The organism is Streptomyces sp. NPDC001381, assembly GCF_042895685.1.
Lineage (GTDB): Bacteria > Actinomycetota > Actinomycetes > Streptomycetales > Streptomycetaceae > Streptomyces.
The window spans coordinates 107068-129844 of record NZ_JBIAWO010000010.1; the positions used below are offsets into that span (position 1 = coordinate 107068).

A 22777-nucleotide genomic window follows, 5' to 3' on the forward strand; every position below is an offset into this window, starting at 1 on the left:
GAGGACTCTTCCCGGCGTTACGCGTTCTTCGCAGGGATTCCCAGGGGGGATCGTCCTGAAAGGGGGCGGGCGTCATGTCCGGCTTCCGTGAATCGATCGACGTTGACCGCAGCCCCGAGGATGTGTGGGCGTACCTCATCGATCCGTCGCACCTGCCCGAATGGCAGGCGAGCGCGGTATCGGCCGAGCCGCTCGACTCCGGACCCGTCGGGGTCGGCTCCCGGGTGCGCATCACACGGCACGTCGGCCGCCGGGACATCCCGATGACCATGGAGTACACCGAGTGCGACCCCCCGCACGCCTGGGGCATGCAGGGAGTCGACGGCCCCATCCGCGGCCACGTCCACGGCGAGATCGACCCGCTCGACGACGGCCGCCGCTCCCGCGTGACCATGGAGCTCGACTTCGAGGGCAAGGGCATGGGCAAGGTCCTGCTCCCCCTGGTCGTCCGCCCCCAGATCCGCAAGGAGCTGCCGCTCAACGAACGGCTGCTGAAGGACCGGCTGGAGCACGGGACGGCGTAGGGAGACTCTGCTCTGCCGTCCTGGCCGTCGATTACCGCCAGACCTGGATCCGCACCGAAAAGGCGCCGGATCCGTTCCCGGGCTTGTTGTCGTTGATGCGAAGGGCCAGGCGTGTTTCTCCGGGGCCGAGACTCTCGTTCTGATAGGTGCGCCGCAGGGAGGTGCCGACGAGGAAGTAGCCGTCCTCCGCCGTCTTGCCGAGCAGACTGAACGGCGCAGCTCCCGGAAGAGGGCTGTCATTGCCGGCGCTCCAGCCCGCCCAGCCGTTGGGGCCGTTCTCGCCCGTGAACCACACGCCGGCCCAGATGCTTCCGCTCGCACTGATGTCGACCCAGTCGCCGTTCTTGAGGTGCACGTTGGTGTCGACGTCGGTGTTCCATTCCGCAACAGTGATGTACTTGTCCACGATGACAGGCATGTGCCCTCGTCTCTTCACCGGAGTTGCCCTGGATGGCCGAACCATTCGGCTGCCGATCGCCAAAACTGCTCCTTGGTGTTCGCTGATCGCAACCCGCGCCGAGGCGTATATTTTTTCGCTCCGTGATTTTCCGCTACGCCTTTTCCTGCTCCGCAATCTCCAGAAATAGGGAATTCGAATACGCCGGTTGCGCGTGACACCCCTCGCGGCTGCGCGGGGACGGGCCGTCCGGTCATCGCCGATCGGCCGGGCCGACTGTCCCGGCAAAACCGATTGCGTGGCGGCCCGGACCCTGGCTACGGTTCGCGCATGTCTGTTACGCCCCGTGTTTCTTAGCTCGGACACCAGCTTCGACGTCACCCGTGTGTCCTTGATCTGCTACGGAGCGTAACTCCCTTGAACACTCTTCGCGGTCCCGGTCTGTTCCGGAACCGGGACTTCTCGCTGCTGCTGAGCGGCCAGTTGGTCTCTGCCATCGGTGACCAGGCTCATTTCATGGCCCTGCCGCTGATCGTGCTGGCCCTCACCGGGTCGGCCGCCCAAGCCGGGTTCGTACTCGGCCTCGGCACCCTTTCGTTCCTGGTGTTCGGTCTGACGGCCGGTGCCCTGGTCGACCGGTGGGACCGCAAGGCCACCATGATCTGGTGTGAGCTCGGCCGGGCCGTGCTCACCGCCGGCGTCGCCGTCGCGCTGTGGCTGAACAGGCTCACCATGCCCCAGCTGTACGCGACAGCGGTGCTCGTCGGGATCCTGACCACGCTCTTCCAGGTGGCGAACACAGCGGCGCTGCCCAACGTGGTCGGTCCGAGCCGGCTGTCCGCCGCGCTCGGCTACTCGCAGTCCGTCGCCAGCGCGGTGGGCGTCTTCGGAGCCTCACTCGCCGGTGCGCTCTACTCCGTCGGACGGACCGTGCCGTTCGCCGTCAACGCGGTCTCCTTCGCGGTGTCCGCGGCGTCGCTGCGCTTGATGCGTGCTCGCTTCCAAGCGGACCGGCAGGACGTGCGGACGACGTCCCGACTCACCACCGAGATCCGGGAGGGGCTCGGCTGGCTCTGGCGCCAGCCGGTCATCCGCTTCCTCACCCTGGTCTCGGCCGCCGACAAGGTGCGCTACGGCGCCGGATACCTGTTGATCATCACCCTCGCCCAGCAGGTGGGTGCCTCACCGCTGTGGATCGGCGTCATCTTCAGCGGCGCGGCGGTCGGTGCCATGGCGGGGGCACTGGTCTCGGACAAGGTCACGCGCCGCTTCCCGCTGGGCCGGATCGCCGTGGTGATGCTGTGGTTGGAGGCACTGATGTTCCCGCTGTACGCGCTCGCCCCCAACCCGCTGCTGCTGGCCGCGGTCGCGGCCGCCGAGTCGCTGGTGGCCCCCGTCTACGCGGTGGCCATGACCACCCACCAGCTGGCCATCACCCCCGACGAGCTGCGGGGCCGCGCGACGAGCGCGGTCTCCACGCTCACCACGGGCGCCTTGTCGATCGGCACGCTCGCAGGAGGCGCGCTGATCACCACACTGGGCGCCAAGCCGCTGGTCTGGCTCTGCGGAGCATGGCTGCTCGTCCTGGCCCTCCTCACCACCGCCAACCGGGCCGTGCGGCAGGCGCCGCCGGCGGGTGAGCTCCCACGGCAGCAGGCCGCCGGCGCGACCGAGACCGCGGACGTGACTGGCTAGCACGGCCGCGGCCGTGACTGGCTAGCGGGACTGGCTTCACCTGCGCAGACGCCCCCGCTCGCTCCGGCGGGCAGGGCCGTCCGTGGGCCGTCCGTGGGCCGTTGGAGGGGGCCCACGGACGGCCGGGGCGACCGGCAGAGGGCTGTGCCCGGCTCGCGGCACGGGTCACGGAAATCGATCTGCGACACTGGTACAGCCATGCCTAAGCCCGGAGAACTCACTTTCGTCGCCCCCCGCGGAGCCAAGAAGCCGCCGCGGCACCTTGCCGACCTCTCGCCGGCCGAGCGGAAGGAAGCGGTCGCGGAGATCGGTGAGAAGCCGTTCCGTGCCAAGCAGCTCTCGCAGCACTACTTCGCGCGGTACGCGCACGACCCCGCCGAGTGGACCGACATCCCCGCCGGGGCGCGGGAGAAGCTGCGGGACGCTCTGCTGCCGGATCTGATGACCGTCGTACGGCATCTGTCCACCGACCAGGGCACCACCCGCAAGACGCTGTGGCGGCTGTTCGACGGCACGCTCGTGGAGTCGGTGCTCATGCGGTACCCGGACCGGGTGACCATGTGCATCAGCTCCCAGGCGGGGTGCGGGATGAACTGCCCGTTCTGCGCCACCGGGCAGGCGGGGCTCGACCGGAATCTCTCCACCGCCGAGATCGTGCACCAGATCGTCGACGGGATGCGGGCCCTGCGGGACGGGGAGGTCCCCGGTGGGCCCGCCCGGCTGTCCAACATCGTGTTCATGGGGATGGGCGAGCCCCTCGCCAACTACAAGCGGGTCGTCGGAGCCGTCCGGGCGCTCACCGATCCGGCGCCGGACGGGCTCGGGCTCTCGCAGCGCGGGATCACCGTGTCGACGGTCGGGCTCGTGCCCGCCATCCACCGGTTCTCCGACGAGGGCTTCAAGTGCCGTCTCGCCATCTCGCTGCACGCGCCGGACGACGAGCTGCGCGACACCCTCGTCCCCGTGAACACGCGGTGGAAGGTGCGCGAGGTGCTGGACGCCGGCTTCGAGTACGCCGAGAAGTCGGGCCGCCGGCTGTCCATCGAGTACGCCCTCATCCGGGACATCAACGACCAGGCCTGGCGAGGCGACCGGCTCGGGCGGCTGCTCAAGGGCCGGCCCGTGCACGTCAACCTCATCCCGCTCAACCCGACCCCCGGCTCGAAGTGGACCGCGTCGCGGCCCGAGGACGAGAAGGCGTTCGTCGAGGCCATCGCGGCGCACGGGGTGCCCGTCACCATCCGGGACACCCGCGGCCAGGAGATCGACGGGGCGTGCGGTCAGCTCGCGGCCACCGAGCGGTAGTCTGACCTCAGTACCAGTACATCTTCATATTCCGACAGGGGAGCGCCACAGCGCTGAGAGTGCGGCACCAGGCCGCAGACCCTCTGAACCTCGCCCAGGTCATTCTGGGTAGGAAGTTCGGTCATCGCTCAAGCTGTTGTGCCCCGCCCGGCCGCCCCGGGCGGGGCCGCGTCTCTTCCTGGTCAACCCCAGGAGGAAAACCAGTGCACACCAGGACGTTCGTGGCCGCGGCCGTCGGCCTCGGTCTCGTCACGCTGTCCGCGTGCGGTGCGGAGTCGTCCGACGACAGCGCGTCGAACAGCGGCTCCAGGACCGTCACCCTCGTCAGCCACGACTCGTGGGCCGTCTCCAAGAGCGTGCTCGCCGGCTTCGAGAAGGAGTCCGGGTACAAGGTCAAGGTCCTCACGGACGGCGACGCCGGGCAGGCCGTCAACAAGGCCGTCCTCACCAAGGACAACCCGCAGGGCGACGTCTTCTTCGGCGTCGACAACACCCTGCTCTCCCGCGCCCTCGACAACGGTCTGTTCCAGTCCTACGAGGCCAAGGGGCTCGACCAGGTCGGCAGCGCGTACCAGCTGGACTCCGGCAGGCACCGGGTCACGCCGGTCGACTACGGCGACATCTGCGTCAACTACGACAAGCAGTACTTCGCCGACCACAAGCTGGCCCCGCCGGCCACCTTCGCCGACCTGGTCAAGCCCGCGTACAAGAACCTCCTCGTCACCGAGAACGCCTCCACCTCCTCGCCCGGCCTCGGCTTCCTGCTCGGCACGGCCGCCCGGTACGGCGACGACGGCTGGGAGGGCTACTGGAAGCAGCTCAAGGCCAACGGCGTGAAGGTGGTCGACGGCTGGGAGCAGGCCTACAACGAGGAGTTCTCCGGCTCGGCCGGTGGCAAGAAGGCCAAGGCGGACCGGCCGCTCGTCGTGTCGTACGCCTCCTCGCCGCCCGCCGAGGTCATCTACGGCGATCCGAAGCCGAGCACCGCGCCCACCGGCGTCGCGACCGGCACCTGCTTCCGGCAGGTCGAGTTCGCCGGGCTGCTGAGCAACGCGCGCAACAGCGCGGGCGGCAAGGCGCTCATCGACTTCCTGATCACGAAGAAGTTCCAGGAGGACATGCCGCTCAACATGTTCGTCTACCCGGTGGTGAAGGGCGCGAGCGTGCCCCCCGAGTTCACGCGGTACGGGCCCGCCGCCGAGGACCCCGAGACCATGGACCCGGCGAAGATCGCCGGCCATCGCGACCAGTGGGTCAAGTCGTGGACCTCGCTCGTCCTGAAGTAGTCCCCGCCGGGAAGCGGTCCGGGAACGCGGCGCGGCTCGGGCTGATGGCCCTGCCCGTCGCGTTCTTCGGGCTCTTCTTCGCCTACCCCGTCGCCGCGATCGTCGCGCGCGGACTGAAGGTCGACGGGGCGTGGCGGTTCGGACGGCTGGGGGAGGTGCTGGCCCAGTCCGACATCCGGCACGTCCTGTGGTTCACCACCTGGCAGGCGTTCGCCTCCACCGCGCTCACCCTGCTGGTGGCGCTGCCGGGCGCGTACGTCTTCGCGCGCCTCGACTTCCCCGGCAAACAGGTGCTGCGGGCGGTGGTCACGGTCCCGTTCGTACTGCCGACGGTCGTCGTCGGTACGGCGTTCCTCGCGCTCGTGGGACGCGGCGGACTGCTCGACGAGCTGTGGGGCGTACGCCTGGACACGACCGTGTGGGCGATCCTGCTCGCGCACGTCTTCTTCAACTACGCGGTCGTCGTACGGACCGTGGGCGGGCTGTGGGCGCAGCTCGACCCGCGGCAGGAGGAGGCCGCGCGGATGCTGGGCGCGTCCCGCCTGCGCGCCTGGCGCACGGTCACCCTGCCCGCCCTCGGGCCGGCCGTGGCCGCCGCGGCGCTGATGGTCTTCCTCTTCACCTTCACCTCCTTCGGTGTGGTCCAGATCCTCGGCGGGCCCACCTTCTCCACCCTCGAGGTGGAGATCTACCGCCAGACCTCCGAGATCTTCGACCTCTCCACCGCCGCGGTCCTGACGATCGTCCAGTTCGCGGCCGTGGGCGCGATCCTCGCCGTGCACGCGGGGACCGTACGGCGGCGGGAGACCGCGCTGCGGCTGGTGGACGCGGACCTGACCGCCCGGCGGCCGCGCGGGGCCGGGCAGTGGGCGCTGCTGGCCGGGGTGCTGGCGAGCATCGCCGTGCTGCTGGTGCTGCCGCTCGCCGTGCTGGTGCAGCGGTCCCTGGACGCGCCGGACTTCGCCTACTACCGTGCCCTGACCAGCGAGGACGGGAACGTCTTCCTGGTCCCGCCGATCGAGGCGATCGGCAACTCGCTGGAGTACGCCGCCGCCGCGACCGCGATCGCGGTGGTGATCGGCGGGCTGGCCGCGGCCGCCCTCACCCGGCGGGACGCGGGCCGGCTCGTCCGGGGCTTCGACGCGCTGCTGATGCTGCCGCTGGGCGTGTCCGCGGTGACCGTCGGCTTCGGGTTCCTGATCGCGCTGGACGAGCCCCCGCTGGACCTGCGGAGCAGCTGGCTCCTCGTCCCGCTCGCCCAGGCGCTGGTCGGGGTCCCCTTCGTCGTACGGATCATGCTGCCCGTGCTGCGGGCGGTGGACCAGCGGCTGCGGGAGGCCGCGGCGGTGCTCGGGGCGTCGCCCTGGCGGGTGTGGCGGGAGGTGGACCTGCCGATGGTGCGGCGCGCGCTGCTCGTCGCGGCCGGGTTCGCCTTCGCGGTGTCGCTGGGGGAGTTCGGGGCGACCGTGTTCATCGCGCGGCCCGACAACCCGACGCTGCCGGTGGCGGTGGCGCGGCTGCTGGGGCGGGCCGGCGAGCTCAACTACGGGCAGGCGATGGCCCTGTCGACGATTCTGATGGTGGTGTGCGCGGTGGCCCTGCTGGTGCTGGAGCGGCTGCGGACCGACCGGACGGGGGAGTTCTGATGCCACTGCTCGAACTGGAGCGTGCCACCGTGCGGTTCGGCGGACGGGCGGTGCTCGACGCCGTGGACCTGGGGGTCGCCGAGCACGAGGTGGTGTGTGTGCTCGGGCCGAGCGGCAGCGGCAAGTCGACGCTGCTGCGGGCGGTCGCCGGGCTCCAGCCCCTGGACGCCGGGCGGGTCTCGCTCGACGGGCGGGACCAGGCGGGAGTGCCCGCGCACCGGCGGGAGCTCGGGCTGATGTTCCAGGACCACCAGCTCTTCCCGCAGCGGGACGTCGGCGGCAACGTGGCCTTCGGGCTGCGCATGCACGGCGCCTCCAGGAAGGAACAGGAGCAGCGGGTACGGGAGTTGCTCGACCTCGTCGGTCTGCCCGGGGCCGGCCGCCGGGCCGTCGCCGCGCTGTCCGGCGGTGAGCAGCAGCGGGTGGCGCTGGCCCGTGCGCTGGCGCCCCGGCCGCGGCTGCTGATGCTGGACGAGCCGCTCGGCCAGCTGGACCGTTCACTGCGGGAGCGGCTGGTCGTCGAACTCAGGGAGCTCTTCGGGCGGTTGGGCACCACGGTCCTCGCGGTCACCCACGACCAGGGCGAGGCGTTCGCGCTCGCCGACCGGGTCGTGGTGATGCGGGACGGGCAGATCGCCCAGTCCGGTACGCCCGTCGCGGTGTGGCAGCGGCCCGCCGACGCGTTCGTCGCCCGCTTCCTCGGCTTCGAGAACGTGGTGGAGGCGACGGTCGCCGGGGAGGTCGCGGTCACGCCCTGGGGCAAGGTGCCGGTGCCGGACGGCTCCCCGCAGGGACCGCGCACGCTGCTCGTCCGCCCCGCCGGAGTACGCCTGACCGACGCCGACGAGGGCCTGCGCTGCACGGTCGTCGCCCGCACCTTCAAGGGCACCCATGTCGCCGTCCACCTCCAGCCGGAGGGCGCACCGCGACTGGAGGCCGCCTGCCCCCTGCACGAGGCGCCGGAGGCCGGCGCCACGGTCGGAGTGATCTTCGACCCGACGGAAACCACGGTGCTCGGCTGACGGGCGCACGCCTGGGTGCAGCGCCGGTACGGGCGGGAGAACGCGGCCCTGTAAGCCCGAGCCCGCCCCTGCTGAAGCACAGGGGCGGGCTCGTCCAGGGCAGGAACTCCGATGGGGCGCGGGTCAGCGGTTGTTGGAGCCGCGGCGGCGCATGCCGAAGAAGACCGCGCCGCCGCCGATGACGACCAGCAGGGCCGCGATGCCGGCGATCAGACCGGTGTTGGAGGCGCCGGTCTCGGCGAGGTTGGACTCCTGGGCCGCGGGCGACGGGGCGTTGCTCGCGGACGGCGCGGCGCCGTCGTCCGCCGAGTCCGACGGGCTCGGCGACGCGGTGTCGGCCGGGGTCGAGGCGGAGTCCGACGGCTTCCCGGACTCCGGCTCCGACTCCGAGGGCGCGGTGGACGGGGTGGAGGTGTCGTCGGCCTCGCAGGCCTCGGCCGGGGTGGTCAGGTTGCCGGCGATGTCCTCGTCCACCAGGACCTTGCTGTTCTTGGTGGCCTTGACGTGGATCCGGTAGACGGCGTTGGGCGCCCAGTCCTCGGTGAAGGCGATGGTGACGCCCTTCTTGGACCCCTCGACCGTCTGCTCGCCGACCTGCCTGAGGTCGGCGCCGTTGTTCTCGAGGAAGACGGTGACGACGGCCGGGGTGCCCGACGGGTCCTTGTCGGTGACGGTGATGACGCCCTTGGCGCCGTCACAGCCGGCAGCCGCGGAGAAGTCACCTATCTCGCAGGCCAGCGCGGTGCCGGCGGCACTGAACGCGAGGGCGGCGGAGGCGGCGGTGACACCGAGGAAACGCACCGAACGGGCGGCGGTACGGCGGGAAAGGGACACGTTTGTCCTTTACGGGAAGCGCAACTGCGGGGGGTGGAGGGGGAGATGGCGCCCCCGGTGATGCCGAGTGCGTCACCATCCCCAGCAGGCTCACAGGTCTATAAGCGTTCCATAAGAAGTGTCAATGCGGGGACGCCTCGGAGCCGTTGGCTTTGCCCGCTTATTAACCACCGAGACGTTTCAACGCCTCCGGAGCCTCCTCGATCCGGTCAACGAGGGCGATACGGGACTCCATCGACCGCCGCCCTTCCTCATCGCCCACCATCCGTGCCCCGGCGAGCAGTTCGTCGAGCGCGTTCGACGTCGCCGTCGGACGTCGTCCGCTGGGGCCAGGCGTAGGTCCGGGCGGCAGGACCAGGGCGTCCGAGGTGTTCAGGGCGAGCAGGGCGGCCGTACGGGCCGTCAGGTCGACGGCCTGGACACGACGGGGGAGGGAGAGGACCTCACGGTCGGGGGAACCGTCGAACGGCTGGGCGGGTGTCGTCGGACGCACCCGCCCTTGCCGGGCACGGCCGGGCGGGAGGAGGGTCAGCTCTCGATGGCCGCCGGGTCCATCCAGACGATCTCCCAGGTGTGACCGTCGAGGTCGTCGAAGGAACGGCCGTACATGAAGCCCATGTCCTGCGTCTCGCCGCCGACCGAGCCGCCGAGCGACAGCGCCCGGTCGACCAGTTCGTCGACCTTCTCGCGGCTCTCGGCACTCAGCGCGATCAGGACCTCGCTGGTCTTCGTGGCGTCCGCGATCTCCTTCTTGGTGAAGGTCGAGTAGAACGGCTTGGTGAGCAGCATCGCGACGATCGTCTCGCTGATGACCACGGAGGCCGCGTTGTCGTCGCTGAACTGCGGGTTGATCGAGTAGCCCAGCTCCGTGAAGAACTTCTTCGAGGCGTCGAGGTCGTTCACGGGCAGGTTGACGAAGATCATCTGCTGGTAGGCGGGGGCGGTCATCGGTCTCTCCCATCGGGTGGATGCGGGGGTGCGTCTCGTGTGTGCTGTTCGGTGGGGTAGACCGGGGGGCCGCGCGGAACTCATCGGTGCGCGCGGTCCTTTCCCTACGGGTTTTCGGTGCGCGTTCCTCAGCGGGCCAGCGGGAGCGACGCCAGCTCCGCCACCACCAGGGTCAGCGGGACGAAGAGGCTCAGCAGGGCACCGGTGCGCAGCGCGGCCGCAGTGCGCAGCGTCCTGGTGGGGGCGCCGAGGCGGAGCAGGGCGGCGGTAGTGTCGGCGCGGGCCTGCCGGGCCTCCACGGCGGCCGTGAGGAGCGTGGCGACCGTGCAGCCCGCCACGACCGAGGCGCCGAGGGCGGTGAGGGGACCGGAGGAGGGGTCGGCGGGGTCGTACAGGGCGGCCACCGCGTACGCGCCCGAGGCCACCGCGCAGACCACGCCCAGGGGGCCGCCGATGCGGGAGGCCTCCTGCATGAGGCCGCGGCCCGCGAGCAGGCGCAGCGCGCCGGGGCGGGCGGTCTGCAGGAGGCGGCCGCAGAGGTGGGTGAGGCCGGGGCCGGCCAGGGCCAGGCCGAGCGCGGTGAGGGTCCAGCCGAGGAGGACCGCCGTGGGGGCGGTGGGCAGGCCGGTGGGGAGGGTGAGGTCGGCGGCGGTGGAGGTGCGGCTGGCGTAGCCCTCCACCGCCAGCCCGGTGGCGAGGAGGGCGGCGCCCCAGGGGAGGGCCGTGGGGTTGAGGGGCGGGGGGTCGTGGGGGGTGAGGTCGGGCAGAGGGGACGGGGTGTGCCGGGTGCCGTCGGCGGGGGCGGCGGCCGGGGCTGCGGCAGCGGCCGGCGCTGGGCGCGCGGGCTGGACGGTGCGGCTGCCGAACCGCCCGTACGTCCCGGAGCGCGCCCCGGGTCCACGACCGCCGCCGATGTTGCCGATCCCGCCGAAGCGGCCGAGGAGCCCGGTGGCCGACTGCGCTGCCAGGAGGGTGTCGCGGGGGCGGAGCATCAGGGCCACCGACACCGACGCCGTGACCGGGACCAGCGACAGGAGGGTGAGCGCCGCCGGCAGCGGCAGGGGGTGGTCCGCCGCCAGGAAGTCCGCTGCCGCCCCGTCGAAGGGCATGCCCGTCAGGTCCCCGCGCAGGTGGAGGAAGAGGAGGAGGGCCAGCATCGAGCCGAGGAGGGTGGACAGGGCCGTGGTGGTCGCCGAGACGGCCATCAGACGGGCCGGGCCCAGGCCGATGGCCGCCAGGCCGGGGCGGGGCCGGGTGCCGGGGTCGGTGCGGGCGACCGCGAGGGCGAGGTGGACCGTCGCCGCCAGGGGAACCGCGCACCAGGCCAGGCGGAGGAGGGAGGCCGGTGAGGCATCGGGGTGGGTCAGGGCGTTGCCGAGGGTGGAGAGGAGAAGGAAGCCGGTGGCCGCCGAGGCCGCCGCGACCAGCAGACGGCGCAGCTGGACGGCGGGGTGGGCGCTGCGGGTCAGACGGAGAGCGAGCACGTGGCCCCCTGGCCTTCCGGTTCGGCCCCCTGCCCTCGCGGCTCCCCCCGACCGTCCGTCTCGTCCGGCCCGCTCCCGCGGCGGTCCGCGTCGCTCCTGCGGTGTTCCGAGCCGGCCTCCTCCCGGTGGTCCGGCCCGGTCTCCTGGCCTTGCGGTTCGCTCTGCCGACCGTCCGGCCCGGTCGTCCGGCCGTGCGCCTCGGCCCCGTGGGCGTCCAGCTCCGGCCTCCGGTCTTCCGGGGCGGCCTCCCGGCCTTCGTGCTCCGTTGTGCGATCAAGCTGCTCGGTCCCCCGGCCGTCCGGCTCGGAGGGCTCGGGTCTGCGGGCGGGTCCCTGGGGTTTCGGGGTGGGGGGCCGGGTGTTCGGGTGGGTGATCGGGGGGAGGTGGATCGTTGTGACGCGGCGGCCGTCCAGGAGGGTGATCCGGCGGTCGGCCAGGGCCGCGGTCTCCGTGTCGTCGGTGGCCAGGACCACCGTGATGCCGTGCGAGCGGGCCGCCGTGGTGAGCGTCCGCAGGACGTGGGCCCGGTCCGCCCGGTGCAGCGGGGCCGTCGGTTCGTCCGCGAAGAGGATGGAGGGAGCCGGTGCGAGCGCGCGGGTGATGCAGACGCGCTGGCGTTCGGCCTGGGTGAGTTCGTGCGGGCGGCTGCGGGACTTGTCGCCGACGTCGAGGCGTTCCAGCCACTCCAGCGCGGCGGCCTTGGCCCGGCGGCGGCTGGTGCCGCGCAGCATCAGGGGGAGGGCCGCGTTCTCCCATACGTTCAGCTCGGGGACCAGGACCGGCGCGGGGTCGATCCAGCCGAAGCGGTCACGGCGCAGCCGCTCGCGGGCCATCGGACCCATGGTGTGCAGGGGCACGCTGTTGAACCAGACCTCGCCGCGCTGGGCGGGCACCAGGCCGGACAGACAGTGCAGCAGGGTCGTCTTGCCGCTGCCGCGCGGGCCGCTGACGGCGAGGATCTCCCCCTCCCGCACGCCCAGCGAGACACCGCCGAGGGCGGGGGAGCCGTCGCGGTGCGTGAAGTGCAGCGAGCGTGCCCAGAGCACGTCGTGGTCCGGCGGGGCCTCCATGGGCGTACACCTCGGTTCAGATCCGTGATTCCGTGCCGTCCCCCGTCCGGGGGAACGAAGGCAGGGCCGATCGGTCACGAGCACGCTAGGCAGGCGTGGGGGGATGGCCGGACAGCACACGGCCCCGGCCCGCCGTTTCTCACTCGAACGGCAGACGCCGGGGCCGGTGTTGATCAGCTGATCAGGCCGTGACGATCACAGCTTCGTCCACGCCTCCGTCAGCGTGGCGCGCAGGATCTGCTCGATCTCGTCGAAGGTCTCCTGGTTGGAGATCAGCGGCGGGGCGAGCTGGACGACCGGGTCGCCGCGGTCGTCGGCACGGCAGTACAGGCCGTTGTCGAAGAGGGCCTTGGACAGGAAGCCGTACAGGACGCGCTCGGTCTCCTCGGCGTTGAAGGACTCCTTCGTCGCCTTGTCCTTGACCAGTTCGATGCCGTAGAAGAAGCCGTTGCCGCGGACGTCGCCGACGATCGGCAGGTCGTGCAGCTTCTGCAGCGTCTGCAGGAACGCGCCCTCGTTGTCGAGGACGTGCTGGTTGATGCCCTCGCGCTCGAACAGGTCGAGGTTGGCCAGGCCCACGGCCGCCGAGACCGGGTGGCCGCCGAACGTGTAGCCGTGCAGGAAGGTGTTGTCGCCCTTGTAGAAGGGCTCGGCCAGCCGGTCGGAGATGATGCAGGCGCCGATGGGGGAGTAGCCCGAGGTCATGCCCTTGGCGCAGGTGATCATGTCCGGGACGTAGCCGAACTTGTCGCAGGCGAACATCGTGCCCAGGCGGCCGAAGGCGCAGATGACCTCGTCCGAGACGAGCAGGACGTCGTACTGGTCGCAGATCTCGCGGACGCGCTGGAAGTAGCCGGGCGGCGGCGGGAAGCAGCCGCCGGCGTTCTGCACCGGCTCCAGGAAGACCGCGGCGACTGTCTCCGGGCCCTCGAAGAGGATCTGCTGCTCGATCTGGTCGGCGGCCCAGCGGCCGAAGGCCTCGGGGTCGTCGCCGAAGATCGGGGCGCGGTAGATGTTGGTGTTCGGGACCTTGTGGGCACCCGGGACGAGCGGCTCGAAGGGGGCCTTCAGTCCGGGCAGGCCGGTGATGGACAGGGCGCCCTGCGGGGTGCCGTGGTAGGCGACCGCGCGGGAGATGACCTTGTACTTGTTCGGCTTGCCGGTGAGCTTGAAGTACTGCTTGGCGAGCTTCCAGGCGGTCTCGACCGCCTCGCCGCCGCCGGTGGTGAAGAAGACCTTGTTCAGGTCACCGGGCGCGTGGTCGGCGAGCCGTTCCGCCAGCTCGACGGCCTTGGGGTGGGCGTAGGACCAGACGGGGAAGAACGCGAGTTCCTGGGCCTGCTTGAAGGCGGTCTCCGCGAGCTCCGTGCGGCCGTGACCGGCCTGCACCACGAACAGGCCGGCGAGACCGTCGAGGTAGCGCTTGCCCTTGTCGTCGTAGATGTAGGTGCCCTCGCCCCGGACTATCGTCGGGACCGGGGAGTTCTCGTACGAGGACATGCGGGTGAAGTGCATCCACAGGTGGTCGTACGCGGTGCGGCTGAGGTCCTTGGTGCTCACGGTTATCGGGTCCTCACGGTTATCGGGTTCCCCACATGTAGGTCTGCTTCTTCAGCTTCAGGTAGACGAAGCTCTCGGTGGAGCGCACGCCGGGCAGGGCACGCATGCGTTTGTTGATGACGTCCAGCAGGTGGTCGTCGTCCTCGCAGACGATCTCCGCGAGGATGTCGAAGGAGCCCGCGGTCATCACCACGTACTCGACCTCGGGCATGCCGGTGAGCGCGTCGGCCACGGACTCCACGTCGCCCTCGACGTTGATCCCGACCATCGCCTGCCGGCGGAAGCCCACGGTGAGCGGGTCCGTGACGGCGACGATCTGCATCACGCCCTGGTCGAGCAGCTTCTGGACGCGCTGGCGCACGGCCGCCTCGGACAGGCCCACCGCCTTGCCGATCGCGGCGTACGGCCGGCGGCCGTCCTCCTGGAGCTGTTCGATGATGGCGAGGCTCACGGCATCCAGGTGAGGGGTGCTGCCGTTCCTGGACTCGCGGGAGTCCCTGTGCTCTGCGCTTCGACTGGCCACGGCCTCACTGTGCACGACGTCTCGACAGTTCCGCAAGGCCGGGGCGATGAAATTCGTTGTTTACGTGAGTGAGATCTACGGATTCCGCAGCGCCGGTGGGATCGGGGGTGTTGAAAACGTCGGGGCAACGATTAGTGTGGTGTCTCAGTCATTGGACACATGGCACACGCGAACTTGGAGGGCCGGTCAGTGAGCACCGAGCTGCGTCGTCTGCGCAACTACATCGACGGTGAGTTCCGGGACGCCGCCGACGGACGGACCACCGAGGTGGTCAACCCGGCGACGGGCGAGGCGTACGCGACCGCGCCGCTGTCCGGCCCGGCGGACGTGGACGCCGCGATGGCGGCCGCCGCCGCGGCCTTCCCGGGCTGGCGGGACACCACGCCCGCCGAGCGCCAGAAGGCCCTGCTGAAGATCGCGGACGCCTTCGAGGAGCGCGCCGAGGAACTCATCGCGGCCGAGGTGGAGAACACGGGCAAGCCGATCGGGCTGACCCGCTCCGAGGAGATCCCGCCGATGGTCGACCAGATCCGCTTCTTCGCGGGCGCGGCCCGGATGCTGGAGGGGCGCAGCGCCGGCGAGTACATGGAGGGGATGACGTCGATCGTCCGCCGTGAGCCGGTCGGCGTCTGCGCGCAGGTCGCGCCCTGGAACTACCCGATGATGATGGCCGTGTGGAAGTTCGCCCCCGCGATCGCGGCGGGCAACACGGTCGTCCTGAAGCCCTCGGACACCACCCCGGCCTCCACCGTCCTGATCGCCGACATCGTCGGCTCGATCCTGCCCAAGGGCGTCTTCAACGTCGTCACCGGCGACCGCGACACCGGGCGGCTGATGGTCGAGCACCCCACCCCGGCGATGGCCTCCATCACCGGCTCGGTCCGCGCCGGCATGTCCGTCGCCGAGTCCGCGTCCAAGGACCTCAAGCGCGTCCACCTGGAGCTGGGCGGCAAGGCGCCGGTCGTCGTGTTCGAGGACACCGACATCGCCAAGGCCGTCGAGGACATCTCCGTGGCGGGCTTCTTCAACGCCGGACAGGACTGTACGGCGGCCACCCGCGTCCTCGTCCAGGAGTCGATCCACGACGAGTTCGTGGCCACGCTCGCCAAGGCCGCGTCCGAGACGAAGACCGGGCAGCCGGACGACGAGGACGTGCTGTACGGGCCGCTGAACAACCCCAACCAGCTGAAGCAGGTCTCCGGCTTCATCGAGCGCCTGCCCGCCCACGCCAAGGTCGAGGCGGGTGGCCACCAGGTCGGCGACAAGGGCTACTTCTACGCGCCGACCGTCGTCTCCGGGCTGAAGCAGGACGACGAGATCATCCAGAAGGAGGTCTTCGGACCGGTCATCACCGTCCAGTCCTTCTCGGACGAGGAGCAGGCGGTGAACTGGGCCAACGGCGTCGAGTACGCCCTCGCCTCCTCGGTGTGGACCAAGGACCACGGGCGCGCGATGCGCATGTCCAAGAAGCTCGACTTCGGCTGCGTGTGGATCAACACCCACATCCCGCTCGTCGCCGAGATGCCGCACGGCGGCTTCAAGAAGTCCGGCTACGGCAAGGACCTTTCGGCGTACGGCTTCGACGACTACACGCGGATCAAGCACGTGATGACGTCCCTGGACGCGTGATTGCCGGTCCACAGGGGTGAGGGGCATGCTGCGCGCATGCCCCTCAGCCCGAACCCGCCCCCGCCGTCCCGCCGTTCCCTGCTGGGCGCCCTCGGCGGCACCGCCGCCCTCGGCGCGCTCGCCGGCTGCGGGGTGCGGGCCGCGTACGTGGCGCCCGGTGAGCGGGCCGCCGTCGACGTCTCCGCCACGGACAAGCGGCTGACCTGGGCGAACTGGCCGCTCTACATCGACACGGACGACGACGACCCGACGCGGCGGCCGACGCTGGACGCCTTCGAGAAGAGCACCGGCATCTCCGTCGGCTACGCCGAGGAGATCAACGACAACGACGAGTTCTTCGGCAAGATCAGTCCCGCCCTGATGAACCACCAGCAGACCGGCCGGGACCTGATCGTCGTCAGCGACTGGATGCGCGCGGTTCGTCCGGCTGGGCTGGGTGCAGGAGATGGACCGGGACCGCCAGCCGAACGTCGCCGAGCACCTCGACCCGCTGCTGCGTTCACCCGCCTTCGACCCCGGGCGCAGGCACACCGTGCCCTGGCAGTCCGGCATCACCGGCATCGCCTACGACCGCCGCGCGCTCGGCCGCGAGATACGCGCCGTGTCCGAGCTGTGGGCGAACGACCTGAAAGGCCGCGTCACCCTGCTGTCCGGCCTGGACGAGGCGTTCGCGCTGCTCATGCAGGGCAACGGCGTCGACATCACCCGGTGGACGGCCGACGACTTCCACACCGTGTGCGACGAGGTGGAGAAGCGGGTCGGCGACGGCCGGATCCGCCGCTTCACCGGCAACGACTACACCAAGGACCTGGTCAGCGGCGACGTCCTGGCCTGCCAGGCGTACTCCGGCGACGCCCTCCAGCTCCAGGCGGACAACCCCGGCATCCGCTTCGTGGTGCCCGAGGAGGGCGGGGAGCTGTGGTCGGACTCCCTGATGATCCCCGACCTCGCCCGGCACAAGAGCAACGCCGAGCGCCTCGTCGACCACTACTACCAGCCCGAGGTGGCCGCCGAACTCGCGGCCTGGGTCTCCTACGTCTGCCCCGTCCCCGCCGCCCAGGCGGTCCTCGCCGACTCCGGCGACGAGGAGACGGCGGCCCTGGCGGACAACCCGCTGATCTTCCCCGACGCGGCGATGCGCGACCGCCTCGCCGTCGCACGCGACATCACCTCCACGGAACGCCTGGAGTTCGCCCGACGGTGGAACGCGATCGTGGGCCTGTAGGAGACCGGTCCCGGTCCTGCGGCCGGTGCCGCCGGTCCCGGTCCTGCGGGTTGGTGCCGCCGGCTCAGCCGCCCGGGATCGTGCGGATGGCGGCGATGTCGAACTGCAGGCGCACCTTCTCGCTCACCATCGCGCCGCCCTCCGCGAGCCGCTGGTTGTACGTCAGACCCCACTCGGAGCGGTTGATGGTGGTCGTGCCGTCGAAGCCGACCCGCTCGTAGCCGAAGGGGTCGGTGACATGACCGATGTAGGTCAGTTCCAGATCCACGGGGCGGGTGGTGTCCTTGATGGTGAGGTCGCCGGTCATGCGGTAGACATCGTTGCCGTCGAGCCGCACGGCCGTGCTCGTGAAGCGCATGCGCGGATAGGCCGCGGCGTCCAGGAAGTCACGGCCGGTGAGGTGGGCGTCGCGTTGCTCGACCCCCGTGTCGACGGAAGCCGTCGACAGGATGATCTCGGCCCGGGAACGGGCGGGATCACGGCCGTCGAAGTAGAGCCGGCTCCGGTACTCGGTGAAAGCACCGCGCACGGTCGTCACCAGGGCATGGCGGACGGAGAAACCGATACGGCTGTGTGCGGGGTCGATCATCCATTCCCCGGTCAGCGCCGCCAGGGCGGGATCGGGCAGTCCGCCGCCGGGAGCGAACGCCGCGAGGTCGTGGGGGAGTGGGGAGTCCGTGGGGGGAGCCGGGCGGCGCCGGGACGCAGCACGGGTGAACAGGTTCATGATTCACGTGACTACGCCACGGCGGAAAGCGCCGCAAGTGTGCTCCAGGACTCGCGCACAGGGTCACCACGAATTCTCCCGAGGCGTCGGGGGAGTTCGCCCGGGCGGGGCGCGAAAAAGCGGGAAGAATCGCCTTCTCGCGCCCACCCCGCGCCATGACGCGCGGCGGGCACGGTCCGGGCGCACGGCGGCTTTGCCATCTCTTTGCAACGCGTGTCCCCGCTGCCTCGTCTCTCCGCTCGATCCGTCAACGGACCGATGAAAGAGAGCGACACATGCGACTCATGTCCCGAACGGGCCTCGCCGCCCTGGCCCTCGGCACCGCCCTGCTGGCGGGAGCGGCGCCGGCGTTCGCCGACGAGGCGGCGACCCCCGTGCCCAGCGGCACCGAGGCGGCCGAGGCCACCCCCGCCCCCGCGGAGGACCGCGGCGCGGCCCCGTCCGCCGTGCCGAGCCAGGTCGGCGTCGTGCCCAGGGGCGCGGCCGACACCGGCGTGGGGGAGACCTCCGAGGGCCACGGCGGGCTGATCGGCGGCGGTGCGGCCGCCGCGGCGGCCGCAGCGGCCGGCGCGGGCGTCCTCGTCGTACGCCGCCGGAGGGCGACCGGCGCATGAGCCCCCTCTCCAGGCGCGCCCCGGCCGCCGCGGCCCTCGCCGTCCTGCTCGTGGGCTGCGGCGGCTCCCCGGCCGACCGGGCCACGGACCGGCCCGCGGACCGGTCCACCGCACGCACCGCCGGCGGCACGTCCCCGGCGTCCCCCTCGCGGACCGGGCGGGCCGCGCGGCCCCTCGCGCGCTCGGTGCCGGTCGCGCTGCGGATCCCGGCCATCGGCGTCGACACCCCGGTGATGCGGCTGGGGCTGGCGGCGGACGGCACGGTGCAGGTGCCCCCGGTCGAGGCACACGACCGGGCGGGCTGGTACGGGCACTCGCCGACGCCGGGGCAGACCGGACCGTCGGTGATCCTCGGCCATGTCACCGTGGGCGAGTACGGCGACGGTGTCTTCCGGCACCTCGACCGGCTGCGCCGGGGCGACCGGATCACGGCGCGCCTGGGGAACGGCACGACGGCCGAGTTCGCCGTCACCGCGGTACGGACCGTCGACAAGGCGGACTTCCCGACCGAGGACGTCTACGGGAACGTGGACCGGCCGGAGTTGCGTCTCATCACGTGCGGAGGTCCCCGCAGCGGGGACGGATACCGCGACAACGTGATCGTCTTCGCCGCCCTGACCTCCGCGGGAGAACGTTGAAACGGCCCGCTCGCTCCCGTGAGCGTGAGAGGGCGGCGTCCGAACTGTTCGCCGCCCTCTACCCACGCCTCGCCGGCTGGTGCCGCCGGCTCGTCGACGACGACGGGACCGCCCACGAGATCGCCTCGGAGGCGTTCACCCGGCTCTGGGCCCGCTGGACGTCGGTGGCGGAACCCCAGGGCTTCCTCTACGTCACCGCCGCCAACCTGGTCCGCGACCACTGGCGCAAGCTGGAGCGCGAACGCCGGGCCGTGCGCCGGGCCACCGCCGAGGCCGCGACGAGCCCGCCGGCCGCGGCGGACGACCCGTCGGTCCGTCTGCTCGTGCAGTCGCTGCCGGACCGGCTGCGCGTGCCGATCATGCTGCACTACTACGCTGACATGCCGATCCGGGAGGTGTCCGTGCTGACCGGGCGCAAGGAAGGGACCGTCAAGGCCGACCTGCACGCGGCCCGCGAACTGCTCCGCGCCCACTTGAGGAGAAGCCTTGATCACACCCGCTGACGACTTCGACGACGGCCCGGACCTCGACCGCCCCGACCCCGACGACCCGCTCACCGTCGTCCTGCGGCCCGCCCACGGACACCTCGCCCCGCCGCCCGGCCGCTATGCGGAGATCCGCCGGGGCGCGGCCCGCCGCCGGGTGCTGCGCGCGGCGGCCGGGGTCGGCGCGACCTGCGCCGTCGCCGCGCTCGCCGTACTGCTGCCGCTGCGGCTCACGGCGCACGACGCACCGGTGCGTCCGGCGGTCCCGCTCGCCCCGCCGCCGGCGAGCAGCCCGTCGGCCGGCGCCGGCACCCCGACCGCACCGGACACCTCCGCCACGCCCGGCCCGTCGACCGTGCCCGACCGGTCGGCGACCCCCCGGCCGAGCGCGCCGGCCCCCGCCGGGGAAACCCGCGGCGCCGAGGCCCGCGACACGGGCGACATCCGCGGTGCCGCTCCCACCGGCAGCCGCTCGTCCACCGGTACGGACGCGCCCTCGGAAGCGCCCTCGGCGTCAAGTACGCGCCGCTGAGGCCGATTTGCACGCCGTAGCCGTCGGCCGGTCGATGCTCCTACCATGGAAGTCGCCGTCGGGGGAGGGTGGGGGACGTGTCGCGCAGCACACCGCAGCCGTCAGGGCGCCGGCTGGAGGACTCGATCGCCTGGGCGGTCAGGAACGCGGACGGGGTCGTCGCCCTCGGCGTCGCCCTGACCGTCGGCCTGCTGGACATCACGGACAAGGGCTTCGACAAGGACAACGACATCGTCTCCGGCGCCATCCTGCTGGTGCTGGCCGCCCTGGTCTTCGGCTCGCTGACCGAGCGCCGGCGGCGGATGGCCGACATCCGGGCCGCCACCGCCGCGACCGGGCGGGCGATCGAGGACCTGGCCATGGTGCGCACCCTGGCCGGTCCCGAGGTGGGCCTGGCGCACGAACAGGCCCGGCGCTCCACCTCCCGCTGGGTGTTCAAGGGCGGCACCGGCACCTACCTGCGGGCCGTCACCCTGCCGCAGTGCGTGCTGGAGGCCCAGCGGCAGCGCCGTGCCCTCAGCATGAAGATCGACATCGTCAACCCGGCCGACGACCGGGTCTGCGAGGCCTACGCCCGCTTCAGACGCACCTTCGGCCACGGCGACACCGGCGGCTGGACCACCGAACGCACGCGCAAGGAGTCGTACGCCACCGTCCTGGCCGCCGGCTGGCACCGGCAGCGGCTGGACACCCTGGAGATCGACGTGCACCTGAGCTCCGTGGCCCCCGCCCTGCGCTTCGACCTGTCCGACACCTGCCTGATCATCACCCAGGACGACCCGCGCCGCGTCAGCCTCTGCGTGGAGCGGGACCGGCCGCTGTACGACTACTACGTCACCGAGCTGCACCAGAGCCGCGAGCAGGCCGTCAAGCTCGATCTGCGGGAGGCCACCGAGCTGAGCGACGAACCGACCGTCGACGAGGTCAGACGGCTCCTGGACCGGCTCGGGCTGCCGCTGCCGACGAGCTACACCGACCGTGACGTCGGCGACATCATCGACAAGGCGCTGCGCGCGGAGGACCCCTACCGCAGGTGAGCGCCCTTCTTCGGTCCGGCGAGGGGGAGACCATGGACTACCCGGCCCTGGAACGGGCCGCCCGGCGGGGTGAGACCGCCGAGCTGGTGCGGCACGCCGCATCGGAACTTCAGCAGGTCGTGTCCGGCCGCCGCGCGCTGCGCGCGGTGCGCCATCCACTCGGGTTCGTCTGTCTGCCCGTGCTGCGGGACGGGCCGGACGGCGTCTGCGTCCACGTCTTCGGACCGACGGACCCGATCCTGACGCACCATCAAGTGCACTCGCACAGCTGGGACCTGATCAGCACCGTGCTGTACGGACAGCTGGACAACCGGCTGATGGGGGTGGCCGAGGAGACCGCGCAGCCCACCCACCGGGTGTTCGAGGTGCACAGCCGGCCCACCGGCGTCGACGAACTGCGGCCCACGCGGCGGCTGGTGCGCTGTGTGCCGGGTCCCGGGCAGACGAGCTCACGGGGCCAGACCTACGCCCTGCCGGCGGGTGAGTTCCACACCACCGCGGTACCGGACGGCCGTCCGACCGCCACCCTGGTGCTGGGGCGGACGCTGCCCGGCCGGGCGGACCTCTCCCTGGGCCCGTTGCGGGCCCCGGGCCACCGGGTGGTCCGCAGGATGTGCGACGCGGCCCAGACCGCCCGGATCGCCCAGGCCGCGCTCAGGAGGATCGATGAGCCCGAACCCCCTCCCCGCTGACCCGTCCGCCGCCTCCCCGGCCGGCTTCGTCTCCGAGTGCCGTACGGCCGTGGCGGCCGCCGAGGCGGCGGGGGCCCTGCTGCGCTCCCGCTTCCCGGACGGCTTCGCGGCCCGCCCCAAGGGCGGACGCGGCGATGTCGTCACCGACCTGGACCTGCTCGCCGAACGCCTGATCGTCGACCGGATCCGCGCCGACTTCCCGCACGACCGGATCCTGGCGGAGGAGACGGGAGACGCGGCCGCCGGGGACGGAGGCGCCCGCACCTGGCTGGTGGACCCCCTCGACGGCAGCAACAACGTGGTGATCGGGCTGCCCGTCTACGTCGTCGGGATCGCCCTGTGCGTCGACGCCGTGCCGGTGGTCGGTGTGGTGCACGAGCCGGTCACCGGCCGCACCTGGTCGGCCCGGCGCGGCGCCGGTACCCACGGCCCGGCCGGCCTGCTCGCCCCCGGCCCCCGGCCGTCCTCCCCCTCCGGGCCGCTCCTGGCCTGGACCCAGGGCCACGCGGTGCGCCGTGACGACCCCGCCGCCCGCGCCCTGCGGCACACCCTGGAACTGCGCTCCCGGCGGCTGCTCCAGCTCTGGGCCCCGCTGGCCGCCTGGGCCATGCTCGCCCGGGGCGACATCGACGGGTTCGTCGGCTACCGCGCGGAGGCGATCGACCTGCCGGCCGGCGCGCTGCTGGCCCGTGAGGCCGGGGTGGCCCTGCGGCACCTGGACGGCAGCGAGTTCACCGCCGCCTTCACCGGCCCCGACACCAACCGCACCTTCGTGGCGGGCCGCCCCGAGATCCTCCCCACCCTGCTGAACCTGACGTCAACCTCCGCACCCCCACTCCTCAACACCACCCCGTGACCCCCGCCCCACCGGCGTCCCCCACCACCGCCCCGAAGCCCCCCGCCA

Annotated in this window: 22 protein-coding genes, 2 pseudogenes and 1 riboswitch; of the genes and pseudogenes, 15 read left to right on the top strand and 9 right to left on the bottom strand. The window is 71.9% G+C overall.

Annotated elements, in window-relative coordinates; all coding sequences use genetic code 11:
- The first annotated feature begins 74 nt into the window (after window positions 1-74).
- Window positions 75-524 (top strand): SRPBCC family protein, encoded by a 450-nt coding sequence (locus ACFY2L_RS32365; RefSeq protein WP_390661285.1) that lies wholly within the window; start codon window positions 75-77, stop codon window positions 522-524.
- Window positions 525-555: 31 nt separating this feature from the next.
- Here the strand turns inward: ACFY2L_RS32365 and ACFY2L_RS32370 are convergent, their stop codons facing one another.
- The gene (locus tag ACFY2L_RS32370; RefSeq protein WP_390661284.1) at window positions 556-930 is read right to left on the bottom strand and encodes a hypothetical protein; all 375 of its coding nucleotides are present in this window, start codon (window positions 928-930) and stop codon (window positions 556-558) included.
- A 408-nt stretch (window positions 931-1338) separates the two neighbouring features.
- Here ACFY2L_RS32370 and ACFY2L_RS32375 point away from each other — a divergent pair, with 408 nt between their 5' ends.
- The 5 genes from ACFY2L_RS32375 (at window position 1339) to ACFY2L_RS32395 (ending at window position 7875) form a co-directional block, all read left to right on the top strand.
- Entirely contained in the window at window positions 1339-2616 is a 1278-nt protein-coding gene (locus ACFY2L_RS32375) for an MFS transporter (protein ID WP_390824126.1), read from the top strand.
- 198 nt (window positions 2617-2814) lie between these two features.
- Window positions 2815-3921, top strand: coding sequence for a 23S rRNA (adenine(2503)-C(2))-methyltransferase RlmN (gene rlmN, locus ACFY2L_RS32380; protein WP_390661282.1), 1107 nt, complete (start codon window positions 2815-2817; stop codon window positions 3919-3921).
- A gap of 26 nt (window positions 3922-3947) precedes the next feature.
- A riboswitch (TPP riboswitch) is annotated at window positions 3948-4054 on the top strand.
- Between the two features lie 70 nt (window positions 4055-4124).
- Window positions 4125-5207 (top strand): thiamine ABC transporter substrate binding subunit, encoded by a 1083-nt coding sequence (locus tag ACFY2L_RS32385; protein WP_390824127.1) that lies wholly within the window; start codon window positions 4125-4127, stop codon window positions 5205-5207.
- 44 nt (window positions 5208-5251) lie between these two features.
- A complete protein-coding gene (locus ACFY2L_RS32390) occupies window positions 5252-6853 on the top strand; it encodes an ABC transporter permease (RefSeq protein WP_390661280.1) in 1602 nt (533 codons plus the stop codon).
- Complete coding sequence (locus ACFY2L_RS32395; RefSeq protein ID WP_390824128.1) at window positions 6853-7875, top strand: ABC transporter ATP-binding protein; 1023 nt, start codon at window positions 6853-6855, stop codon at window positions 7873-7875. Before ACFY2L_RS32390 ends, ACFY2L_RS32395 begins: the two co-directional genes overlap by 1 nt.
- A 123-nt stretch (window positions 7876-7998) precedes the next feature.
- On the opposite strand, the gene ACFY2L_RS32400 is transcribed toward ACFY2L_RS32395, so the two are convergent.
- From ACFY2L_RS32400 to ACFY2L_RS32430, 7 genes and pseudogenes are all read right to left on the bottom strand, one after another.
- The gene (locus ACFY2L_RS32400; RefSeq protein WP_390824129.1) at window positions 7999-8709 is read right to left on the bottom strand and encodes an LAETG motif-containing sortase-dependent surface protein; all 711 of its coding nucleotides are present in this window, start codon (window positions 8707-8709) and stop codon (window positions 7999-8001) included.
- A 163-nt stretch (window positions 8710-8872) separates the two neighbouring features.
- Window positions 8873-9202: a hypothetical protein gene (locus tag ACFY2L_RS32405; RefSeq protein ID WP_390824185.1), complete on the bottom strand. Its 330-nt coding sequence runs from the start codon at window positions 9200-9202 to the stop codon at window positions 8873-8875.
- A 35-nt stretch (window positions 9203-9237) separates the two neighbouring features.
- Window positions 9238-9657: a VOC family protein gene (locus tag ACFY2L_RS32410; RefSeq protein ID WP_390661277.1), complete on the bottom strand. Its 420-nt coding sequence runs from the start codon at window positions 9655-9657 to the stop codon at window positions 9238-9240.
- A gap of 128 nt (window positions 9658-9785) precedes the next feature.
- Window positions 9786-11141: a hypothetical protein gene (locus ACFY2L_RS32415; RefSeq protein ID WP_390824130.1), complete on the bottom strand. Its 1356-nt coding sequence runs from the start codon at window positions 11139-11141 to the stop codon at window positions 9786-9788.
- A 353-nt stretch (window positions 11142-11494) separates the two neighbouring features.
- A pseudogene (locus ACFY2L_RS32420) lies at window positions 11495-12211 on the bottom strand (ABC transporter ATP-binding protein); the annotation flags it as partial.
- A 195-nt stretch (window positions 12212-12406) separates the two neighbouring features.
- Window positions 12407-13771: an aspartate aminotransferase family protein gene (locus ACFY2L_RS32425; RefSeq protein ID WP_390661275.1), complete on the bottom strand. Its 1365-nt coding sequence runs from the start codon at window positions 13769-13771 to the stop codon at window positions 12407-12409.
- A gap of 19 nt (window positions 13772-13790) precedes the next feature.
- A complete protein-coding gene (locus ACFY2L_RS32430; RefSeq protein WP_390661274.1) occupies window positions 13791-14309 on the bottom strand; it encodes an Lrp/AsnC family transcriptional regulator in 519 nt (172 codons plus the stop codon).
- A gap of 174 nt (window positions 14310-14483) precedes the next feature.
- Here ACFY2L_RS32430 and ACFY2L_RS32435 point away from each other — a divergent pair, with 174 nt between their 5' ends.
- Entirely contained in the window at window positions 14484-15923 is a 1440-nt protein-coding gene (locus ACFY2L_RS32435; protein ID WP_390824131.1) for a gamma-aminobutyraldehyde dehydrogenase, read from the top strand.
- Between the two features lie 36 nt (window positions 15924-15959).
- Window positions 15960-17148 (top strand): annotated as a pseudogene (locus ACFY2L_RS32440) (PotD/PotF family extracellular solute-binding protein).
- A 64-nt stretch (window positions 17149-17212) separates the two neighbouring features.
- Here the strand turns inward: ACFY2L_RS32440 and ACFY2L_RS32445 are convergent.
- Window positions 17213-17875: a YceI family protein gene (locus ACFY2L_RS32445; RefSeq protein ID WP_390824132.1), complete on the bottom strand. Its 663-nt coding sequence runs from the start codon at window positions 17873-17875 to the stop codon at window positions 17213-17215.
- 284 nt (window positions 17876-18159) lie between these two features.
- Here ACFY2L_RS32445 and ACFY2L_RS32450 point away from each other — a divergent pair, with 284 nt between their 5' ends.
- From ACFY2L_RS32450 to ACFY2L_RS32480, 7 genes are all read left to right on the top strand, one after another.
- Complete coding sequence (locus ACFY2L_RS32450; RefSeq protein ID WP_390661459.1) at window positions 18160-18489, top strand: sortase-dependent protein; 330 nt, start codon at window positions 18160-18162, stop codon at window positions 18487-18489.
- Window positions 18486-19127: a class F sortase gene (locus tag ACFY2L_RS32455; protein WP_390824133.1), complete on the top strand. Its 642-nt coding sequence runs from the start codon at window positions 18486-18488 to the stop codon at window positions 19125-19127. Before ACFY2L_RS32450 ends, ACFY2L_RS32455 begins: the two co-directional genes overlap by 4 nt.
- On the top strand, window positions 19124-19630 hold the full coding sequence (locus ACFY2L_RS32460; RefSeq protein ID WP_390661267.1) for an RNA polymerase sigma factor: 507 nt from the start codon (window positions 19124-19126) through the stop codon (window positions 19628-19630). Before ACFY2L_RS32455 ends, ACFY2L_RS32460 begins: the two co-directional genes overlap by 4 nt.
- A complete protein-coding gene (locus ACFY2L_RS32465; protein WP_390824134.1) occupies window positions 19614-20144 on the top strand; it encodes a hypothetical protein in 531 nt (176 codons plus the stop codon). The genes ACFY2L_RS32460 and ACFY2L_RS32465 overlap by 17 nt, the downstream gene beginning before the upstream one ends.
- Before the next feature lie 77 nt (window positions 20145-20221).
- A complete protein-coding gene (locus ACFY2L_RS32470) occupies window positions 20222-21181 on the top strand; it encodes a hypothetical protein (protein WP_390661264.1) in 960 nt (319 codons plus the stop codon).
- A complete protein-coding gene (locus ACFY2L_RS32475; protein ID WP_390661262.1) occupies window positions 21178-21873 on the top strand; it encodes a hypothetical protein in 696 nt (231 codons plus the stop codon). Before ACFY2L_RS32470 ends, ACFY2L_RS32475 begins: the two co-directional genes overlap by 4 nt.
- Complete coding sequence (locus tag ACFY2L_RS32480) at window positions 21848-22729, top strand: inositol monophosphatase family protein (protein ID WP_390824135.1); 882 nt, start codon at window positions 21848-21850, stop codon at window positions 22727-22729. Before ACFY2L_RS32475 ends, ACFY2L_RS32480 begins: the two co-directional genes overlap by 26 nt.
- Window positions 22730-22777 lie beyond the last annotated feature (48 nt).

Excerpts from the sequence above, each read along its gene's own strand:
- ACFY2L_RS32450 (WP_390661459.1), top strand. The coding sequence starts at position 18,160 with ATGTCCCGAACGGGCCTCGCCGCCCTGGCCCTCGGCACCGCCCTGCTG.
- ACFY2L_RS32395 (WP_390824128.1), top strand. The coding sequence starts at position 6,853 with ATGCCACTGCTCGAACTGGAGCGTGCCACCGTGCGGTTCGGCGGACGG.
- ACFY2L_RS32410 (WP_390661277.1), bottom strand. The coding sequence starts at position 9,657 with ATGACCGCCCCCGCCTACCAGCAGATGATCTTCGTCAACCTGCCCGTG.
- rlmN (WP_390661282.1), top strand. The coding sequence starts at position 2,815 with ATGCCTAAGCCCGGAGAACTCACTTTCGTCGCCCCCCGCGGAGCCAAG.
- ACFY2L_RS32445 (WP_390824132.1), bottom strand. The coding sequence starts at position 17,875 with ATGAACCTGTTCACCCGTGCTGCGTCCCGGCGCCGCCCGGCTCCCCCC.
- ACFY2L_RS32455 (WP_390824133.1), top strand. The coding sequence starts at position 18,486 with ATGAGCCCCCTCTCCAGGCGCGCCCCGGCCGCCGCGGCCCTCGCCGTC.
- ACFY2L_RS32480 (WP_390824135.1), top strand. The coding sequence starts at position 21,848 with ATGAGCCCGAACCCCCTCCCCGCTGACCCGTCCGCCGCCTCCCCGGCC.
- ACFY2L_RS32390 (WP_390661280.1), top strand. The coding sequence starts at position 5,252 with ATGGCCCTGCCCGTCGCGTTCTTCGGGCTCTTCTTCGCCTACCCCGTC.
- ACFY2L_RS32365 (WP_390661285.1), top strand. The coding sequence starts at position 75 with ATGTCCGGCTTCCGTGAATCGATCGACGTTGACCGCAGCCCCGAGGAT.